Genomic DNA, 17014 nt, shown 5'->3' with positions numbered 1-17014 from the left:
TAGAGATTTATACCGTAAAAAAGTTGCAGAAATAAATAGGCGCGCGGTGAAATCTTTTATTTGCCGGTTGTTTTTACCTAAGTTTACGCAACGGTAACATCTTGTATTTGAGTTAAAAATCTATTTCCCGCGCTGCGCTTTTTCTGTGCAGGAGAATATTTGCGCTCCTGCACAGAATGACATCAATTTCGACTTACAGCTGTACGTTTAATACTTGCCGGAGAAATTAGCGCTAATACGCTGTGCCAGATAATCCTTCGCGGAAATAGGCGGATATTTTTTCTCCGGTCCTTCAATAATCACGTCTTCATTCGCCTGGCAGAAAAACGCCAGGCTGTAGCGTGCCGGCACCGATTCACCCGGCAGCGGATTGCTGACGCGATGGAAATTCGATGGCAACTTGTCATCACTCCAGCGCATCAACATATCGCCGATATTACAGGTAATTAAGCCTTCCAGCGGCGCGATCGGCGTCCAGATTTGCTCCTCCATCTCTTTGCCCGGACACACCTGCAAACCGCCCTGCCCATCACGCTGGAACAGCAAGGTCAGGCAATCGAAATCGGTATGCGCACCCGCGCGCCAGGGGCCATCTGGCTCACCGCTAATAGCAAAGTAGTGCAGCATCCGCAGCGTGCTTTGATAGGTTTCGCGCGAGGGCTCATGCGCTTTGGCAAAGAAGTCGTCGGGAAATCCCAGCTTAAGGGCAAAACAGGAGAGCAAACGCATGCCCACTTCCCAGCACTGACGCTCGAACTTCAATACATCATGTTGGAAGCCCGGCAAAGTGGCATCATCCGGCCATAAGCCTTCCATGCGCGGACGTGTCACCTGATACGACTCTTTTTGGTCCGGTTTGCCGGTCGAGGGACGAATCTGCGCGCGGTATTCCCAGCCGGCATTGCGGCTCAGTGGATGACGCGCTTTGTCACTTTGTGGCAGCGCGAAAAAGCGCTCGGCGTTGGCAAAAGCCGCATTGATGTCGTCGAGGGGAATACCGTGGCCGGAAACCTGGAAGAAGCCAATTTCAGTGGCGGCTTGCCACAGCTGATCGGCTATTTCGGCTTTACGTTGGTCGAAATCGGAGAGATCGATGATGCGCACATCACGCGCTGCTTCCACGCCGCGCGCGCCCATCCGCGATTCTTTTGCCAGTTCATGCATGTCATAAGTGGTCTTTTCCATTGGTGCACCTCGTTATTGAGCGATAACGGATGACCCACCCGCTGTGTGGCAGTCATCCCCGCGCCTGCTTTACGTGCAGGCGATCGAGCAATGACCCACCGGGTGAAACCACGGTTGACAGCTTCTACTCATTTTGAGTCAAGCAAAGCCTGTGCCAGCTCGCGGTGCTACTTAAAATCAACAAGTTAAGCCATCTTGCGCATCATGCCTGCACAACGGAGGTGCAAAAATGGGCGCCTTGCATCATCAACGATCAGCGGATGACGCAAAATCTCATCACATTTCAGATTAAACTCAATATTTTCATCGTGTTACATTAATGGCATGCGCTTTGCTAAATCCACATTGAGTATAAGCGGTCAGCGTGACAGCAGATTCACGCAGGACATTGCTCTACAGCATTAGCTGTACCTCGTCAGGGGACGATGCGAATCACGCATCGTGAGCATGCCATGCGCCGCAACGCCCCTGATGACGACAACAAACTCAACGTTTATTGGGGGTTTTATGACAATGTCGCGTTTCCGTTTCTCATTATTCGCTGCTCTGCTGAGCACCTCAACCCTTTCGCACGCCGCCGACAAACTGGTATTACAAACCACTTGGGTCGCACAGGCTGAACAAGGCGGCTATTACCAGGCGCTCGCCACTGGCATCTATAAAAAATATGGGCTGGATGTTGAGGTGCGCTCCGGCGGGCCGCAGTTGAATAACATGACGCTGCTGCTGGCGAATCGTGCTGATGTCATCGTCAGCTACGATCTGCAAGTGCTGCAGGGCGTTGAGCGCAACTTCCCGCTGAAGGCCATCGCCGCGCCGTTTCAGTTTGATCCACAAGGCATTGTCACCCACGGCGATGTGCAGTCGCTAGATCAGCTGAAAGGGAAAACCGTGCTGGTATCGGCCAGCGGACAAGCCAGCTGGTGGCCGTGGTTGAAAGGCAAATATCAGCTGCAGGATGGTCAGGCGCGCCCTTACACCTTCAACATGCAACCCTTCCTCGCCGACAAAAATACCGCGCAGCAAGCTTACGCCACCTCCGAAGTGCAGCAAATTAAAGAGGTGCAGCCGGACAGTAAATTCTATCTGTTTGCCGATTATGGCTATCCGGCATACGGCGGCATTCTGGTGACGCGTGACGATTTACTGCAAAAAGAGCCGGACGTCATGAAGCGTTTTGTTGCGGCATCGATGGAAGGCTGGCAATCCTACCTCGCCAATCCGGCTGCCGGTAATGCACTGATCAAAAAAGAGAACCCGCAAATGACCGACGCAATTCTCGCCTTCGGCGTGTCGCAAATGAAAGCGCTGCACCTGATTGACGGCGGTGATGCAGCGAAACAAGGTCTGGGCGTGATGACGGATAAGCGCTGGCAGGCAACGCGTGACTTTATGGTCAACGCCGGTCTGCTCAAAGCGTCCACCGACTGGCAGAGCGCGTTTAGCACGCAGTTTGTCGCGGCCAAAGCGGAGTGAATTGCTCATGAGCCAACTGTTAATCAAACACTGCGCCGCGATCCTGACCGGCGACAAACAGCAACCGCGCAGCAGCGCGCGCGATATTCGCATCCGCGATGGCCTGATTGAGGAGATGGGCGAGCTCAATGCCGCTGCCGATGAAACCGTGATCGACGCCCGCGATTGCGTGGTCTATCCCGGCTGGGTCAATACGCATCATCATCTGTTTCAATCGCTGCTCAAAGGGGAGCCGCAAGGGCTCAATCTAAGTCTGGGCGGCTGGCTGGCTGCGACGCCGTATCGCTTTCGCGGTGCCTTCGATGAACAGACGTTTCGCATCGCCGCGCGCGTTGGCCTGGTCGAGCTGGTGCGTTCTGGCTGCACCACCATTGCCGACCATCATTATCTCTATTGGCCCGATATGCCATTTGATGGCGCAGAAATCCTGTTCGATGAAGCCGACAAGCTAGGCGTGCGCTTTGTGCTGTGTCGCGGCGGTGCCACGCAAAGTCGCGGCTTAGAGAGCGACTTGCCCACCGCGCTACGCCCGGAGAGCTTTGACAGCATGATGGCCGATGTCGAGCGGCTGGTGGCGCGCCATCACCAACCGCAGGATAGCGCGATGCGCCGCATCGTGATGGCACCCACCACCACGCTGCACTCCACCACGCCGCAGGAACTGCGCGAAAGCGCGCGCCTGGCGCGTCAACTTGGCATTCGTCTGCACAGCCATCTGTCGGAAACCGTTGATTACCTTGACGCCGCTCGCGCGAAGTTTGGTATGACGCCGCTGCAGTTTTGTGCCGAACATGACTGGATTGGCGACGACGTGTGGTTTGCGCATCTGGTGAAACTGCTGCCGGAGGAGATCGCCATGCTGGGTGAAGTGGGCAGCGGTATCGCGCACTGCCCGCAAAGTAACGCGCGTCTCGGCAGCGGCATTGCCGATTTAGTGGCGATGGAGCACGCGGGCGTGAAGATCTCGATTGGCGTTGATGGCGCTGCCTCGAATGAAGCGGCGGATATGCAGAGCGAAACCCATGCCGCCTGGCAGCTTCAGCGCGCACGCAAAGGCATGCTGGCGCAGCCGCGCTATGCCGGTGGCACCTTTGAAGGCGGTGGCGATGCCGCCAGCATCGAAGATGTGGTGCGTTGGGGCACATCCGGCGGCGCGCAGGTCTTGGGTTTGAACACCGGCCGCCTCGCACCCGGCATGGCCGCCGATATTGCCGTCTATCGCCTTGACGATCCGCGCTATTTTGGCCTGCACGATCCCGCCATTGGCCCGGTGGCCAGCGGCGGACGCGCCAGTTTAAAAGCGCTAATCTGCGCAGGAAAAGTGCTGATGCAGGAGGATGTGATAGCCGGAGTGGATTTGGCGGAACTGGGCCGCGACGCTGCGCAAGCGGTAATAACCTTGCAGCAGCGCGCGGCGGTGTAACAGCGTTAAGCCGCTGCGTCTTTCTTGCGCAGCGGTGATTCTGGCAGGAACAGCGACAGCACAAAGGCCAGCAGCATCACGCCCGTCGCCATTTGAAAGGCTGAGTGCACCGCATCGCCAAACACCTGCAAATAGGCTTGTTGTACATCATGCTGCAAACGATGCACCGCTTGCGGATCGAGCGCGCGCGGCAGCTCTTTGCCCTGCTCCACCAGCGTGGTTAAACCCGATTTCAGCACCTGACTGAACACCGCGCCAAATAGCGCCACGCCAATCGACCCCCCCACCGAGCGGAACAGCGTCACCGACGACGTCGCGACGCCGATGCGATCGGGCGTCACGGTGTTCTGCACCGCCAGCACCAGCACCTGCATCACCATGCCCATTCCCATCCCTAGCACGCAGGCAAACAGGTAGATATGCCACAGCGGCGCATCGATGGTCAGCGTGGTGAGCAGCGCCATACCGATGGTCGCCAGCAAGGTACCAAAAATCGGGAACAGCCGATATTTGCCGGTGCGGCTAATAATGCGTCCGCTGACGATGGAGGTGATCAGCAATCCGCCCATCAGCGGCAGCAGTTGCATACCGGCTTCAGTGGGCGTGGATCCTTTTACCACCTGCAGATAAAGCGGTAAAAACGTCACGCTGCCAAACAGCGACATGCCGACAATAAACGCCATTAAACTGGCGAGCGAGAAGCTGCGATTGCGGAACAGCGACAGCGGGATAATTGGTTCCCAGGCGCGACGCTCCTCATAAATAAAGCCGATCACGCCAATCACACCAAATGCCAGAATGCACCACAGCAGCGGATCGGACCATTCACGTAACGTGCCGCCTTCGCTGGTAAACAAGGTAATGCCCACCAGCGCCAGGCTAAGAAACACCGCGCCCGGATAGTCGATTTCATGCGGCTTACGCTTGTTATCGGTCTTGAACACCGCATTGATGATCACCAGCGCAAACAAACCGAGCGGCAGATTGATGTAGAAAATCCAGCGCCACGATGCATGCTGCACGATAAAGCCGCCCAGCAGCGGACCAATCACAGTCGCCAGACCAAATACGCCGCCGAACAGGCCCTGATATTTACCGCGATCTTGCGGTGGAATCACATCGGCGACCGCCGCCATGCTCACCACCATCAAACCGCCGCCGCCTAAGCCTTGCAGCGCGCGGGTGAAAATCAGCTGCTCCATGTTCTGCGCCAGACCGCACAGCGCCGAGCCGATCAGGAATAGAATCACCGAGATTTGCAGCACGGTTTTACGGCCAAACAGATCGCCAAACTTGCCGTACAGCGGTACGACAAGGGTGGAAGCCAGCATATAGGCGGTGACGATCCACGACAGGCGATCAAGCCCGCCCAGTTCGCCGACGATGGTTGGCAACGCGGTAGAGACGATGGTCTGATCCAGCGCCGCCAGCAGCATCACCAGTAATAAAGCGCTCATCAGCAGGCGGACGGAAGGAGGATTCTCCTGCCCGCTGCCCGACTGCGGCGCGAGTGTTTGGGGTTTCATAACAGACACCAATTGAAATTAATTAAATACCCAATTAATATTGATCGCAGTCTGACACGAATCAAGTGAGCGAGTAAAGATGACCGCACGAAAAGTCCCTGCTGACGAAATAGCCAACGCCGCCAAACCTCGCCGTCCTGGCCGACCACGCGGTGGCGCCATCAACGTGCAGCAGCGCGAACTACTGCTCGACATCACCTTAGCGCTGTATGCCGAAAACGGCATCGGCGAAACCTCGCTCAACGCGATTGCGCGCAAAGCGGGCGTCAGTCCAGCGATGCTCAATTACTATTTTCAGTCGCGTGAATCGCTGCTGGATATCGTGATTGAGGAGCGGTTTTTGCCCTTACGCCAGCGCCTGGTGGCGCACTTTATGGAGGATCCGCGTGACCCTGTCACCACCTTCAGCGCCTTCATCCGTGAAGTGGCGGATATTGTTACCACACACAACTGGTTCGCACCGCTGTGGATGCAGGAAGTGATGCAAGGTGAAGGCGGTTTAGGGCAGCACATTAAAAAACGCTTTGGTCACGGCGAACGCGATCAGGTGAAAAAACTGATTGAAGGCTGGCAGCAGCAAGGATTACTCAACCCCGATCTGGAGCCGCAACTGCTGATGACCTCGATTCTCAGCCTGGTGCTAGTGCCCTTCACCCGCTTTGCCAACGATCCCGCTTATCACCGCGAAATCATTGTGCAGCATACGTTGAGTTTATTTTGCAAAGGCATTCAGCCAACCCCGTAGGGTCGCCATTCATGGCGACCTTGAGTCATGCAGCATTTATCCCCCACAAAGGATAAATTTGACATTATCCTCTCTAAGGGATAACGTCACAAATATCCGCATTAAAGGATAATCCTGGCTTTCACATCGACTCCAAATGAGAATAAGCGATGATTTACAGTCCGCGCCAACTTGCAAATCACGTCAGACTGATTCGTCAAAAAAACCACTGGACGCAAAGTGAATTGGCGAAAAAAGTCGGCCTCAAGCAATCCACCATATCTCACTTTGAAAACAATCCCGATCTCACCACTCTCGCAACTTTGTTCAAAATTTTGCAGTCACTTGAGCTAAAAATGGACGTGCAGGAAAAAGCCCCCTCTGCGATTACAGGTCAGGAGAATGACTGGTGAAGCAGGAATTAATCGCATGGATGAACGGTGAACGCGTAGGCATTCTCACGCGCAACACTAACGGTGCACATACTTTCCAATACGACCCGAGCTGGTTAAACAATCGTCTGGCCAGGCCGCTATCTCTTTCATTGCCATTGCAATTGCCGGTGATCTCATCCGCCGCAGTGCTCAACTATTTTGATAATTTACTGCCTGACAGCCCATTAGTACGCGATCGCATTGTTGCGCGCTATCAGGCGAAATCACGCCAGCCTTTCGATCTGCTGCGTGAGATCGGCAAAGATAGCGTCGGTGCCGTCATGCTATTGCCAACAGATAGCACACCCGCCGATTTAGGATTGAATTTCGAACGGTTGGATGAGCATAAGCTGGAACGTATCCTGTCGGCTTATCAGGCGGATATTCCGTTAGGCATGATCAGTGATGAACACGATTTCCGCATCTCCGTTGCGGGTGCTCAGGAGAAAACCGCGTTGCTGGCAACGGACGCTGGCTGGGCCATTCCGCATGGTGCAACGCCAACATCGCACATCATTAAATTACCCATCGGTGAAATAAAACAACCCTTTGCCACTTTGGATATGCGTGAAAGTGTCGAGAATGAGTACCTTTGCTTGGCATTGGCAAGAGCGTTGGGATTTGCTGTGCCCGATGCCAGCATCATTCACGCTGGCAAGATGAAGGCTTTGGCCGTGCAACGCTTTGACCGGCGCTGGAACCACCAACAAACACACTTGCTGCGTTTGCCTCAGGAAGACATGTGTCAGGCATTCGGCTTACCATCAGCACTCAAATATGAATCTGACGGTGGACCCGGCATCGCCGACATTATGCAGTTCCTGATGGGCTCCAGTAATGCGTTAGAAGATCGCTATGCGTTTATGAAATTTCAGGTATTCCAGTGGTTGATTGGCGCAACCGACGGCCATGCCAAAAATTTCTCGGTCTTTATCGAACGCGGCGGAAGTTATCGGCTCACGCCTTTCTACGACATCATTTCTGTCTTCACCTCCATGGGCGGAAATGGCCTGAATATTCGCGACCTGAAACTGGCCATGAGCTTGAAAGCCAGTAAAGGCAGAAAAAATCAAATTGATAAAATTTTCCCTCGTCATTTTTTAGCCACGGCAAAGCAGGTTAATTTTGATCAGAATAGTATGATCGCGATCATCGATTTCTTTATTGCTGAAATGGGAGCCGCGATTGAGCGTGTAAGCAAAACATTGCCGCCGGGTTTTCCTGAACGTATCGCTGAACACCTGTTTGAAAACAGCTTGCGCATGTTGGCACGCCTGCAAAAATAATTTTCCACCTCACCGAAACTTTCCTCCCTGCTTCAGCGAACTGAATTACTGAGACATCCAAATCGGAACTCCCATTCATCGCAGGAGCAGAAAATGAAACGCATCAAATCCCTCGTTTGTACCCTGACCATGACCGCCGCATTGGGTCTGTCCGCCTTTAACGCCGGTGCCGCATTGCCGGTGGGCGCGAAAGCACCGAACTTCGAACTGCAGGGCGCGTTAGCTGGTAAGCCGTTGACCTTTTCACTGCAAAACGCCTTAAAGAAAGGCCCGGTGGTGCTCTATTTCTTCCCGGCGGCGTTCAGCGCAGGCTGCACCATTGAAGCGCACGATTTCGCTGAAGCCACCGATAGCTTCGCCAAAATGGGCGCAACGGTGGTGGGGGTAACAGCTGGTAATACCGATCAGGTCAGTGATTTCTCCAAACTGGAGTGCCGCGATAAATTCACCGTCGCCGCCGATCCAGGCGCGAAAGTGGCGGCACAGTATCAAACCACCATGCAGATGAAAGGCAAAACGCTGTCCGATCGCACCTCTTACGTGATCGCGCCCGATGGCAACATTCTGCTGAGTTACACTGACAGAAACCCCGACACGCACATTGAAAAAGCGATGGCCGCCGTTAAGCAATACGACGCTTCTCACCCGCAAACTAACTAAGCAAAGAGGCCAGCGATGTTAACCGCCATGCTGGCCGCCTTCATCGGCGGCATCATTCTGAACTTAATGCCCTGCGTGTTTCCGGTGATCTCGCTGAAAGCGCTCGGCCTGTTGCGCCATACCAATAACGCCGCCAGTGCGCGTCGTGAAGGGATGGGCTTTTTACTTGGCGTTGTGGTGACCATGATGGCGCTGGCGGGCATCCTGCTGGCGGCACGCGCCGGTGGTGCGGCGGTTGGCTGGGGTTTCCAGCTGCAATCACCGCTGGTGATCGCCTTGCTGTCGCTGGTGATCCTCGCCGCTGCGCTCAATCTGCTCGGTGTATTTGAAGTGGGCTTATCGGTACAACGCGTCGGATCGGTTGACATCGGCCGTGGTGCGTTTACGCGTTCCGCCTTAACCGGTGCGCTGGCGATTATCGTCGCCACGCCGTGCGCCGCACCCTTTATGGCGAGCGCCATCGGTTATGCATTGGTGCAGCCGCCCGCCGTCGCCTTAGTGATCTTCTTTGCGCTAGCCATCGGCTTCGCCGCACCCTTCACGCTGGTATCGCTGTTCCCGGCGCTGGCTAAATTCCTGCCGCGTCCCGGCGCATGGATGGATGTGTTAAAACGCGGCCTGGCGTTCCCGATGTTTGGTGCTTACGCCTGGCTGGTTTGGGTGCTGGCGCAGCAAGCGGGAAGCGCGGCGCTGGCAACGTTGCTGGCCGCCTCGGTGGTAGTGGCCTTCGCCGGCTGGCTGTATGGCATGGCGCAACATCGCCACTTTGCCGGTAAAAGTCACAAGGTGCTGTATGCCGTTACGGCGGTGCTGATCATCGCCGTCATTGCCCCGCTTCCTGGCCTTATCAAACCCGGCGCAGGTCTGGCAGGCGATCAGCTGACGGCGGAAGTGACCAAAGCCAAATGGACGCCGCAAGCGGTTGAAGCGCAGCGCGGTCACGGTAAAGCGATCTTTGTCGATTTCACCGCGTCCTGGTGCATCACCTGTCAGGTGAATGAGAAAACCTCGCTTTCAACCCAGGCCGTGAAAGAGGCCATCGCCAAAACCGGCACGCTGTACATGGTGGCAGATTCCACTAAATTTAATCCGGACGTGGATGACACCATGAGCGAGTTCGGTCAGGGCGGATTACCGATGTATCTGGTTTACCCTGCCGACGGCGGACCGCCGAAAGTGCTGCCGCAGGTGCTGACACCGAATATTGTGGTGAACGCGCTGAACCAGGCGAGCAAGAAGGCGTAAGAACAACAAGGCGGATTATGCAAACAAGCGATAGCGCGCGCGAAAGTTGGCCCGCGCTAATGGAACAGGCGCAGGCGGGCGATCAGCTCGCCTACACCCGACTGCTGAAAGCGCTGGTGCCAGTGATTCGTGCGCAAACACGCAAACAAATTACCGATAACGCACTGGTAGAAGATGTGATTCAGGATGTGCTACTCACGGTGCATCGGGTGCGTCACACCTATGATCCTGCCTACCCTTTTTTACCCTGGCTGATGGCGATTATTTCGGCGCGCGCGATTGATGCGCTGCGGCGACGTGGCCGTCATCAGCAGTGGGAAATTAACGACGACGCGATGCCGGAAGTGGCCAGTCCGCCCGACGCCCCGCAGCAGGAGACGCAGGAAGAGCTGGCTGGCTACCTGCGCCAGCTGCCCTCGCGTCAGCGCGACATTGTCGAACATGTGCATCTGCGCGAAATGAGCCTGACGGAAGCCGCCGCGCATAACAATCTGAGTGTTGCAGCGGTGAAATCGCTGTTGCACCGCGCGCTGACGAATCTGCGCCGTTTTGGAGCCAATCATGACCGATCATGACCTGTTAATTGAAAAACTCGGGCGCGAGATGCAGCCCGTTAAACCGCTGCGATCCACTGGCAGGCGTGTCTTCACCTGGCTGCTGCTGGCGTTACCTTGTGGCATCGCCGCCAGCTTTTTGGTGCAGCGCAGTTTCACCGACTGGGCGCAGCCCGGCGCGTTGCAGGCAATCTTTCAACTGGTGCTGGCGTTTATCCTCGGCACGCTGGCGATTCGTAGCGCCTTCAATATGAGCATCGCCGGACGCCGCAGTATCAGCTGGAAAGCGCTGCTGCCGATTGGCTTGTTGTGGCTCGGTATGAGCATCAGCCAGATTCCCGGTGAGGTGCCGATCGAACATGACAACGACAGCGCGCGCTGCTTTACCTTTCTGTTGGTGGTGAGCACACCGATGATGGCGCTGATGATCGCCAGCCTGCGCCGCACTCGCGCACTGCATCCAGTGCGCAGTTTGGCGATGGCGGGCTTGGGCGTTTCCTGCATGGCAGTGACGCTGCTGGCGTTTTGCCATCCGGTGCATTTGCATCCGCTGGATTTTGTCATGCATCTGGCAGCAATAGTAACGATAGTGGCGTTAACCGTGCTGGTGGGGAAACGTTTGGTGACTTTCGATTCATAAGCCTATAAAAACGTAATGACTTGCTTCAGGTTGTAAATGTTTCGCTTCTAAACTATACAATAATAGCAACTCATCTTTTTCTCTAACCCAAGGAACAGTATGAAAAAGTTAATTTTAGGCTTAGTTGTAAGCGCTTTATCATTCAGCTCATTTGCCGCGCAACTGATGACCAAGGTCGAGTTTGAAAAAGTAAAAGATCAGTATGTCGAGGTCGGCAATATTTCCACATCAGGCGAAACGGATGCCGCCAGTGCAAAAGAAGAGCTGTCCAAACTGGCAGATGAAAAAGGCGGCGACATCTATATCGTGACGTCCGCGAATACCAATAACAAAATTTATGGTACTGCAATCGTCTACAAGAAAAAGTAATTTAAAAACTGCCTCAGCATGAATATGACTTATGCTGGGGCAGTGCTTTTCAAATGCAATAACCTTAACGTAGTGTCGCCATTCATGGCGACCGATTCATGCTTAACTGAAAAACATTAAATCATCTCTGTTTTATTAATGGTCAAGGTACAAATAATGAACCCAGCTGGTCATGCGCAGCAAAACCTTGCGCATAACTGAAACATGCGAAAAGTGATCGGAATAAACAGCAACCTGCGCAAAAATACCATCCGGCAATGCATCGACTGCCGCATCAGGATCTAATTCAACCACTGCCAGCACGCCATCCGAACCGGGATCAATCGTCAAAGATTGCAAGGTTCCCTGAGCCTGATATGTACCGCCCGACACCACCGGAATAATTCTCAGCAGTTTCGCGCTGAATACTTGCCCCGGTAGCGCATTAAATACCACTTCCGCTTCATCACCGGGCGTTAAACGCAACAATGAATTTTGTCGGAATTGCGCAATAACCTGACGCTTCTGTTCAGGTATAAAAATCATCACCGGCCGCAGTGGTAATGAAGATGCGAAAGAACCGGGACGAATTAATACCTGCGTGACGTATCCATCACTCGGCGCACGAATAATTGTTTGATCAAGGTTATATTGCGCCTCCGCTAACTGAGCTCTGAGGCTGACAATCTGTGATTGCTCGCCGCCGACCATGCTATCCAGCTGGCTTTTTATCTGCCGTTGTTCAGCAACCGATCCTTTTACCAACGCATCCTGTGCGAGATAGTTTTGCCTGGCATCATCAATATCTTGTTCAGAAAAGGGATTTACGCGGGCTTTACTGCCGGAAAGATAACGCTGATAGTTTTTGTATAGCCGGTCTCTTTCCGCACTCACATTTGAGGTATTCGCCAGGGATTCCTCTAATTGCCCACGTAACACCTGAATATTATGGATGGCGGTGACGAGGTCAGCATTTAACCTGTCGACGCGCGCCTTAAACAAGGTTTGATCTAAGCGGAAAAGCATATCCCCTTTCTTAATCCGCATATTTTGTTTGTCAGTGACTTCGGTGACAATACCGGTCACTTGCGGTGTCACAGGGATGGCGATAACGGCTTTTTGTGCCAGCGAAGTATAGGGATGATTATAATTCATTAACAATATCAGGCCGCTGACCAGCACAATACCGCCTAATGCTGCTGTTGGGACTGTCCATTTATTTACCGGTATTCTGAATATTTTGAAAACGGCCCATGCCAGGGCGACATAAGTCAATATAATCAGTAAGTCCATATGTCACCCCTTCGGAGAATCCCGGTCTGCCGTCACCTTTTGTTCCAACGCCGTTATGCGTTGTTCCAGTGACGCGTTCCTACCTTTCATTCCCCAGCCCCGATCTGGCCGGTAAAGCGTGGCCCAAATCCATAAAAAGGGCCATAAGACGTGGAGTGTAAACAGGCTTACCCAGCCGGCGACGTGTATTGCATCTGCGTGCGGATGATTACGTGATTTTGCAATGAGATAGGGGATATCGTGCAGCACAATTATCCCGTAAAAGATGACAAGAAAAACAAAAACTAAAACCCCAAGCGCAAAGTAGTTAAGAAACATACCAGCCTCGAATTTAAGAAATGCGTAGGATCAATATAGACTGCATTATTTTCCCTGAACATTTAATTGGAAAAATAATTTATTCGGCGATCATAATAAATAGCAGGCTATGAATTTAATATGTACAAGGTGATTTATATTGTACAACTTAAACTGCAAAAGTGAGGATCGTGAAGATAGGAATAAAATCAGTTGAATGAGCATGTTAATGAATAAAAAATCATTAATTACTTACAGGAATATAAAACTAATCATAGGCAGGATGTGACTTAGGTGATTTATATTTTTCACCTCAACGCGTTTAATGCAGGTTTTGCGCTCAATGCCTGATTTTATGTATATAGGTGCGCATGAATGCGCACCCTACGAAAAACGCGCCAAACCTTTGCAGGGTCGCCATTCATGGCGACCATTTCACGCTTTACTGGCGTGCATTAGGCCCAGCAAGCCGCCCTTTTCTATCAACATAACGTTACTGCGGAATCACCTTCTCCGCTTTCAACCGATCAAACAGCTGAGTAAATGAATCCAGCGTTGAACGATAGCCGGTGAAGCCCGCTTTGCGGCTCTTGCTCATGTCGGTGAACGCTTCCATCGGACGGCCCAAATCTGCGTCGGTGTGCCACCAGGAGGCCAGTTTGGTGATGTCCGCTTCACGCAACTGATAACGCGCCGCCACCTCGCGCCACGCTTCGGCAGCATCCTGCATGCGACCTTCCAGCGGCATCATCTGCGCCGGATACGCTGCTGCTTCCACGCCAAAATAGGCCGCCAGACGTGGCCACAGCCAGTTCCAGCGGAACACATCGCCGTTCACCGCGTTGAAGTCCTGATTGGCCGCTTCTGCCGCAGTCGCGGCCCACAGCAACTGTTCCGCCAGTAAACCGGCATCGGTGACATCGGACACACCATTCCACTGCTCGGGCGAACCTGGGAAAATAAACGGCAAACCTTGCTCGCGGCACAGCGTGGCATACACCGCCAGCGTCTGGCCCATATTCATCGCGTTACCCAGTGCAAATCCAACGATCGAATGCGGACGATGCACGCTCCAGCGATAGCCATATTTCTCGGCACCGACAAACACTTCGTCTTCTTGCGCGTAATAGAAGTTATCGACCGGCTGACGTCCCTGCTCTTCGCGGAATGGCGTCACCGGCACTGCGCCTTTGCCATAGGCTTCAAATGGGCCGAGATAATGTTTCAGGCCGGTCACCAGCGCCACATGCGCGCCATTCAGACGCTCGCCCAGCGCTTCAACCACGTTACGCACCATCGCGCCATTAACGCGGATATTCTCTTTCTCATTTTCCTGGCGCGACCAGACGCTAAAGAACAACGCATCCGGCTTCTCTTCAGCCAGCGCAGCCCGCACTGCGTCGGCATCCGTCAGATCGGCGGTCAGGCTGCGGCAACCTTCCGGCACCGCGCCACGTCCGCGTGATAAACCGCTCACCTGCCAACCTTCGCGCTGTAATTTTTCTGCTAGCGCACGTCCAATTACGCCGCTAATGCCAACAATCAATGCCTGCTTTTGCATTTCAATTCTCCTCAGTTTCAGTAATGATGAGTTTAATAGAGAATTTAATTCCCATCCCTGGCATTAATTCACGGCATTCACAACCTGAGTTCACGAATACATGCACGATCAGCGCCTGAAAGATATCGTTCCCTTTGTTGCCAGCGTCGAGAGCGGCAGCTTTGCCGCCGCTGCTGAGCGCTTGCATCTCACCGGTTCGGCAGTGAGCAAAAGCGTCACGCGGCTGGAAACCCGTCTCGGTTCACGGCTGCTGGAGCGCACCACCCGCAGCCTGAAACTCACCGATGCAGGCAACGCCTATTACCAAACCTGTTTGCGCATTATGGAGGAACTGGCAGAAGCCGAAGCGGTGCTGGCGGCGCAGCGCACCATTCCTTCCGGGCGCTTACGCTTGGCGGTGCCAAACACCTATGGACGTCTTGGCGTGATGCCGCTGCTGATTCCGTTTTGCCGCCAGCATCCGGATGTAGAGCTCAATCTGACGTTCTCGGATCGCTTTATTGATCTGTTTGATGAAGGGATTGATGTTGCGGTGCGCATTGGTGGCTCGCCGGATCTGCCCGCCTCGCTGGGCTGTCGTCAGATGGGCCGCGAACGCATGGTGTTTTGCGCGGCACCGGATTATCTGGCGCGCGTGGGGCGACCCAACAGCGAAGCCGAATTGTTGCAGCATCAGGCGATCATGTATGAACGCGTCGATGGCAGCACCAAGCCGTGGCTGTTCACTACGGAAGATGGCTATCCGCACTGGCGCAACCTGCCACACCGCATGGCGTTGGGTGATGTGGATGCGCAGATGCAGGCGCTGTGTGCCGGATTGGGCGTGGCACAGATGCCATCGTGGCTGGTGCGGGAGCCGCTGGCGCGCGGCGAGCTGGAGATTATTTTGCCCGAGCAGCAGCCGGACGGTTTAGCCTTAACGCTGATTTGGCCGCGCCGCAAGCAGCTGCTACCGAAAGTGGATGCGCTGCTGGCAGCGTTGGAAGGATTACAGATTAGGTAAATCGCGGCCATTTAAACGGTGCGCATAAATGCGCACCCTACGAAAACACCACATCACCGTCATGCATATAACTCGCCGTAGGGTCGCCATTCATGGCGACCTGGCCAAACACCGCACCTAACGATGATTCAACCTGCGCGACAACCTGTCGCCAAAAAACTGCAGCATCGTCACCAACGCCACCAGCACCACAATCACCGTCAGCATCACCTGCATATCAAAACGCTGATAACCATAGCGATAGGCCAAATCCCCCAACCCACCCGCGCCAATCGCGCCCGCCATTGCCGAGGCATTAATCATCGTCACCAGCGTAATGGTAAACCCGCTGATAATGCCGGGCCGCGCTTCAGGCAGCAGCACATGCCAGATAATATGCCAGCGATGGAAGCCCATCGCCTGCGCCGCTTCGGTCAGCCCTTTATCCACTTCGCGCAGGCTCACTTCGGCGATGCGCGCAAAGAACGGCGTCGCCGCCAATGTCAGCGGCACCACTGCCGCCCACACGCCGTAGGTGGTGCCGACGATCCAGCGGGTAAACGGAATCAGCGCCACCATCAGAATCAAAAACGGGATCGAGCGGAACAGGTTCACCACCCAACCCAGCACGCGATTCAGCAGCGGGCTCGGGAACAGATCGCCGCGTCCGGTTACCACCAGAATCACCGCCATCGGTAATCCCAGCGCCAGCGCCAGCAGCGACGACACGCCGACCATCAGCAGCGTATCCAGCAGTCCAATCCATAAACGATCAATAGCCAGTGACATAGCCCGGAATCTCCAGTTGGTCCGTAATCGGGGTTAACCGCGTCCGCGCGGCGTCCGCGTCATGCTGTGCATCGAGCAGCAGCAACATTTGCCCGGTCGGTTTGCTATCCACCCACTCCACCGCGCTAAAAATTAGCGTCAGCTCCCCGCCAAGCCGCGCATTCAGCGCCGCCAAATCCGGCTGTGCGCCTTGTCCGGTGTAACGCAAACGCACCAGCAAGCGTGAATCGCCATGCAGACGCGTCGGCGTCAAGAGCGGTTGAATGGCTTCCGGCAAGGCGCTGAACTGCGGATTGAGCAGCTGGCGCGTGGTCTCTTGCTGTGGATCGCTATACACCTGCCACACCGGTCCGCGCTCAATGATTTCGCCCTGATCAATCACCGCCACCTGATGACAGAGGTCGTGCACCACATCCATTTCATGGGTGATCAGCACGATAGTGATGTGCCGCTGTTGATTAATCTTTTTCAGCAGCGCCAGAATCGAACGCGTGGTTTCCGGATCGAGCGCCGAGGTGGCTTCATCACACAGCAGCAGCTCAGGATCGTGCACCAGCGCGCGCGCAATGCCAACGCGCTGTTTCTGCCCGC

General features: G+C 54.5%; 18 protein-coding genes. 11 read left to right on the top strand and 7 right to left on the bottom strand.

Going from position 1 to position 17014, the window contains the following annotated elements:
• Nucleotides 1-207: 207 nt before the first annotated feature.
• Nucleotides 208-1185, bottom strand: coding sequence for a 2OG-Fe(II) oxygenase family protein (locus RTM06_RS11110; RefSeq protein WP_312182167.1), 978 nt, complete (start codon nt 1183-1185; stop codon nt 208-210).
• Between the two features lie 507 nt (nt 1186-1692).
• On the opposite strand from RTM06_RS11110, the gene RTM06_RS11105 reads away from it, so the two are divergent.
• Together RTM06_RS11105 and RTM06_RS11100 are read left to right on the top strand one after the other, a co-directional pair.
• Complete coding sequence (locus tag RTM06_RS11105) at nt 1693-2661, top strand: ABC transporter substrate-binding protein (protein ID WP_312182165.1); 969 nt, start codon at nt 1693-1695, stop codon at nt 2659-2661.
• A 7-nt stretch (nt 2662-2668) separates the two neighbouring features.
• Complete coding sequence (locus tag RTM06_RS11100; RefSeq protein ID WP_312182163.1) at nt 2669-4084, top strand: amidohydrolase family protein; 1416 nt, start codon at nt 2669-2671, stop codon at nt 4082-4084.
• Nucleotides 4085-4089: 5 nt separating this feature from the next.
• Here the strand turns inward: RTM06_RS11100 and RTM06_RS11095 are convergent, their stop codons facing one another.
• A complete protein-coding gene (locus RTM06_RS11095) occupies nt 4090-5610 on the bottom strand; it encodes an MDR family MFS transporter (RefSeq protein WP_312182161.1) in 1521 nt (506 codons plus the stop codon).
• A 79-nt stretch (nt 5611-5689) separates the two neighbouring features.
• Here RTM06_RS11095 and RTM06_RS11090 point away from each other — a divergent pair, with 79 nt between their 5' ends.
• The 8 genes from RTM06_RS11090 (at nt 5690) to yahO (ending at nt 11522) form a co-directional block, all read left to right on the top strand.
• Nucleotides 5690-6355 (top strand): TetR/AcrR family transcriptional regulator, encoded by a 666-nt coding sequence (locus RTM06_RS11090; protein ID WP_293797715.1) that lies wholly within the window; start codon nt 5690-5692, stop codon nt 6353-6355.
• A gap of 149 nt (nt 6356-6504) precedes the next feature.
• Nucleotides 6505-6747 carry a type II toxin-antitoxin system antitoxin HipB gene (gene hipB, locus RTM06_RS11085; protein ID WP_293797716.1) on the top strand — a complete coding sequence of 81 codons (243 nt, stop codon included), beginning with the start codon at nt 6505-6507 and terminating at the stop codon, nt 6745-6747.
• Between the two features lie 20 nt (nt 6748-6767).
• Nucleotides 6768-8054: a type II toxin-antitoxin system HipA family toxin gene (locus RTM06_RS11080; protein ID WP_312182221.1), complete on the top strand. Its 1287-nt coding sequence runs from the start codon at nt 6768-6770 to the stop codon at nt 8052-8054.
• Between the two features lie 93 nt (nt 8055-8147).
• Nucleotides 8148-8714, top strand: a complete 567-nt coding sequence (locus RTM06_RS11075; RefSeq protein ID WP_008101921.1) for a peroxiredoxin — start codon at nt 8148-8150, stop codon at nt 8712-8714.
• A gap of 15 nt (nt 8715-8729) precedes the next feature.
• A complete protein-coding gene (locus RTM06_RS11070) occupies nt 8730-9959 on the top strand; it encodes a thioredoxin family protein (RefSeq protein WP_312182156.1) in 1230 nt (409 codons plus the stop codon).
• A 17-nt stretch (nt 9960-9976) separates the two neighbouring features.
• Entirely contained in the window at nt 9977-10534 is a 558-nt protein-coding gene (locus RTM06_RS11065) for a sigma-70 family RNA polymerase sigma factor (RefSeq protein ID WP_256698575.1), read from the top strand.
• Nucleotides 10521-11153 (top strand): NrsF family protein, encoded by a 633-nt coding sequence (locus RTM06_RS11060; protein WP_312182154.1) that lies wholly within the window; start codon nt 10521-10523, stop codon nt 11151-11153. The genes RTM06_RS11065 and RTM06_RS11060 overlap by 14 nt, the downstream gene beginning before the upstream one ends.
• 99 nt (nt 11154-11252) lie before the next feature.
• The gene (yahO, locus tag RTM06_RS11055; protein ID WP_256698573.1) at nt 11253-11522 is read left to right on the top strand and encodes a DUF1471 family periplasmic protein YahO; all 270 of its coding nucleotides are present in this window, start codon (nt 11253-11255) and stop codon (nt 11520-11522) included.
• Nucleotides 11523-11657: 135 nt separating this feature from the next.
• Here yahO and RTM06_RS11050 read toward each other — a convergent pair whose 3' ends face one another.
• From RTM06_RS11050 to RTM06_RS11040, 3 genes are all read right to left on the bottom strand, one after another.
• Nucleotides 11658-12794: an HlyD family secretion protein gene (locus RTM06_RS11050; RefSeq protein WP_061719145.1), complete on the bottom strand. Its 1137-nt coding sequence runs from the start codon at nt 12792-12794 to the stop codon at nt 11658-11660.
• 3 nt (nt 12795-12797) lie between these two features.
• Entirely contained in the window at nt 12798-13112 is a 315-nt protein-coding gene (locus tag RTM06_RS11045; protein WP_312182149.1) for a DUF3302 domain-containing protein, read from the bottom strand.
• Between the two features lie 472 nt (nt 13113-13584).
• A complete protein-coding gene (locus RTM06_RS11040; RefSeq protein WP_312182147.1) occupies nt 13585-14652 on the bottom strand; it encodes an SDR family oxidoreductase in 1068 nt (355 codons plus the stop codon).
• A gap of 100 nt (nt 14653-14752) precedes the next feature.
• On the opposite strand from RTM06_RS11040, the gene RTM06_RS11035 reads away from it, so the two are divergent.
• Entirely contained in the window at nt 14753-15655 is a 903-nt protein-coding gene (locus RTM06_RS11035) for a LysR family transcriptional regulator (RefSeq protein ID WP_256698570.1), read from the top strand.
• Nucleotides 15656-15772: 117 nt separating this feature from the next.
• Here the strand turns inward: RTM06_RS11035 and RTM06_RS11030 are convergent, their stop codons facing one another.
• Together RTM06_RS11030 and RTM06_RS11025 are read right to left on the bottom strand one after the other, a co-directional pair.
• Complete coding sequence (locus RTM06_RS11030; protein WP_312182144.1) at nt 15773-16423, bottom strand: methionine ABC transporter permease; 651 nt, start codon at nt 16421-16423, stop codon at nt 15773-15775.
• A partial coding sequence (locus RTM06_RS11025; RefSeq protein ID WP_312182142.1) for an ATP-binding cassette domain-containing protein occupies nt 16407-17014 on the bottom strand: 608 nt, incomplete at its 5' end. The genes RTM06_RS11030 and RTM06_RS11025, both read right to left, overlap by 17 nt.

The organism is Pantoea sp. CTOTU46764 (assembly GCF_031974595.1).
GTDB classification, from domain to species: domain Bacteria; phylum Pseudomonadota; class Gammaproteobacteria; order Enterobacterales; family Enterobacteriaceae; genus Pantoea; species Pantoea trifolii.
This window is presented reverse-complemented; position numbering and strand designations above follow the sequence as displayed.

Coding starts and splice junctions, on each gene's coding strand:
- yahO (WP_256698573.1), top strand. CDS start 11,253: ATGAAAAAGTTAATTTTAGGCTTAGTTGTAAGCGCTTTATCATTCAGC.
- RTM06_RS11030 (WP_312182144.1), bottom strand. CDS start 16,423: ATGTCACTGGCTATTGATCGTTTATGGATTGGACTGCTGGATACGCTG.
- RTM06_RS11065 (WP_256698575.1), top strand. CDS start 9,977: ATGCAAACAAGCGATAGCGCGCGCGAAAGTTGGCCCGCGCTAATGGAA.
- RTM06_RS11110 (WP_312182167.1), bottom strand. CDS start 1,185: ATGGAAAAGACCACTTATGACATGCATGAACTGGCAAAAGAATCGCGG.
- RTM06_RS11075 (WP_008101921.1), top strand. CDS start 8,148: ATGAAACGCATCAAATCCCTCGTTTGTACCCTGACCATGACCGCCGCA.
- RTM06_RS11040 (WP_312182147.1), bottom strand. CDS start 14,652: ATGCAAAAGCAGGCATTGATTGTTGGCATTAGCGGCGTAATTGGACGT.
- RTM06_RS11105 (WP_312182165.1), top strand. CDS start 1,693: ATGACAATGTCGCGTTTCCGTTTCTCATTATTCGCTGCTCTGCTGAGC.
- hipB (WP_293797716.1), top strand. CDS start 6,505: ATGATTTACAGTCCGCGCCAACTTGCAAATCACGTCAGACTGATTCGT.
- RTM06_RS11095 (WP_312182161.1), bottom strand. CDS start 5,610: ATGAAACCCCAAACACTCGCGCCGCAGTCGGGCAGCGGGCAGGAGAAT.
- RTM06_RS11050 (WP_061719145.1), bottom strand. CDS start 12,794: ATGGACTTACTGATTATATTGACTTATGTCGCCCTGGCATGGGCCGTT.
- RTM06_RS11045 (WP_312182149.1), bottom strand. CDS start 13,112: ATGTTTCTTAACTACTTTGCGCTTGGGGTTTTAGTTTTTGTTTTTCTT.
- RTM06_RS11070 (WP_312182156.1), top strand. CDS start 8,730: ATGTTAACCGCCATGCTGGCCGCCTTCATCGGCGGCATCATTCTGAAC.
- RTM06_RS11090 (WP_293797715.1), top strand. CDS start 5,690: ATGACCGCACGAAAAGTCCCTGCTGACGAAATAGCCAACGCCGCCAAA.
- RTM06_RS11060 (WP_312182154.1), top strand. CDS start 10,521: ATGACCGATCATGACCTGTTAATTGAAAAACTCGGGCGCGAGATGCAG.
- RTM06_RS11035 (WP_256698570.1), top strand. CDS start 14,753: ATGCACGATCAGCGCCTGAAAGATATCGTTCCCTTTGTTGCCAGCGTC.
- RTM06_RS11100 (WP_312182163.1), top strand. CDS start 2,669: ATGAGCCAACTGTTAATCAAACACTGCGCCGCGATCCTGACCGGCGAC.
- RTM06_RS11080 (WP_312182221.1), top strand. CDS start 6,768: ATGAACGGTGAACGCGTAGGCATTCTCACGCGCAACACTAACGGTGCA.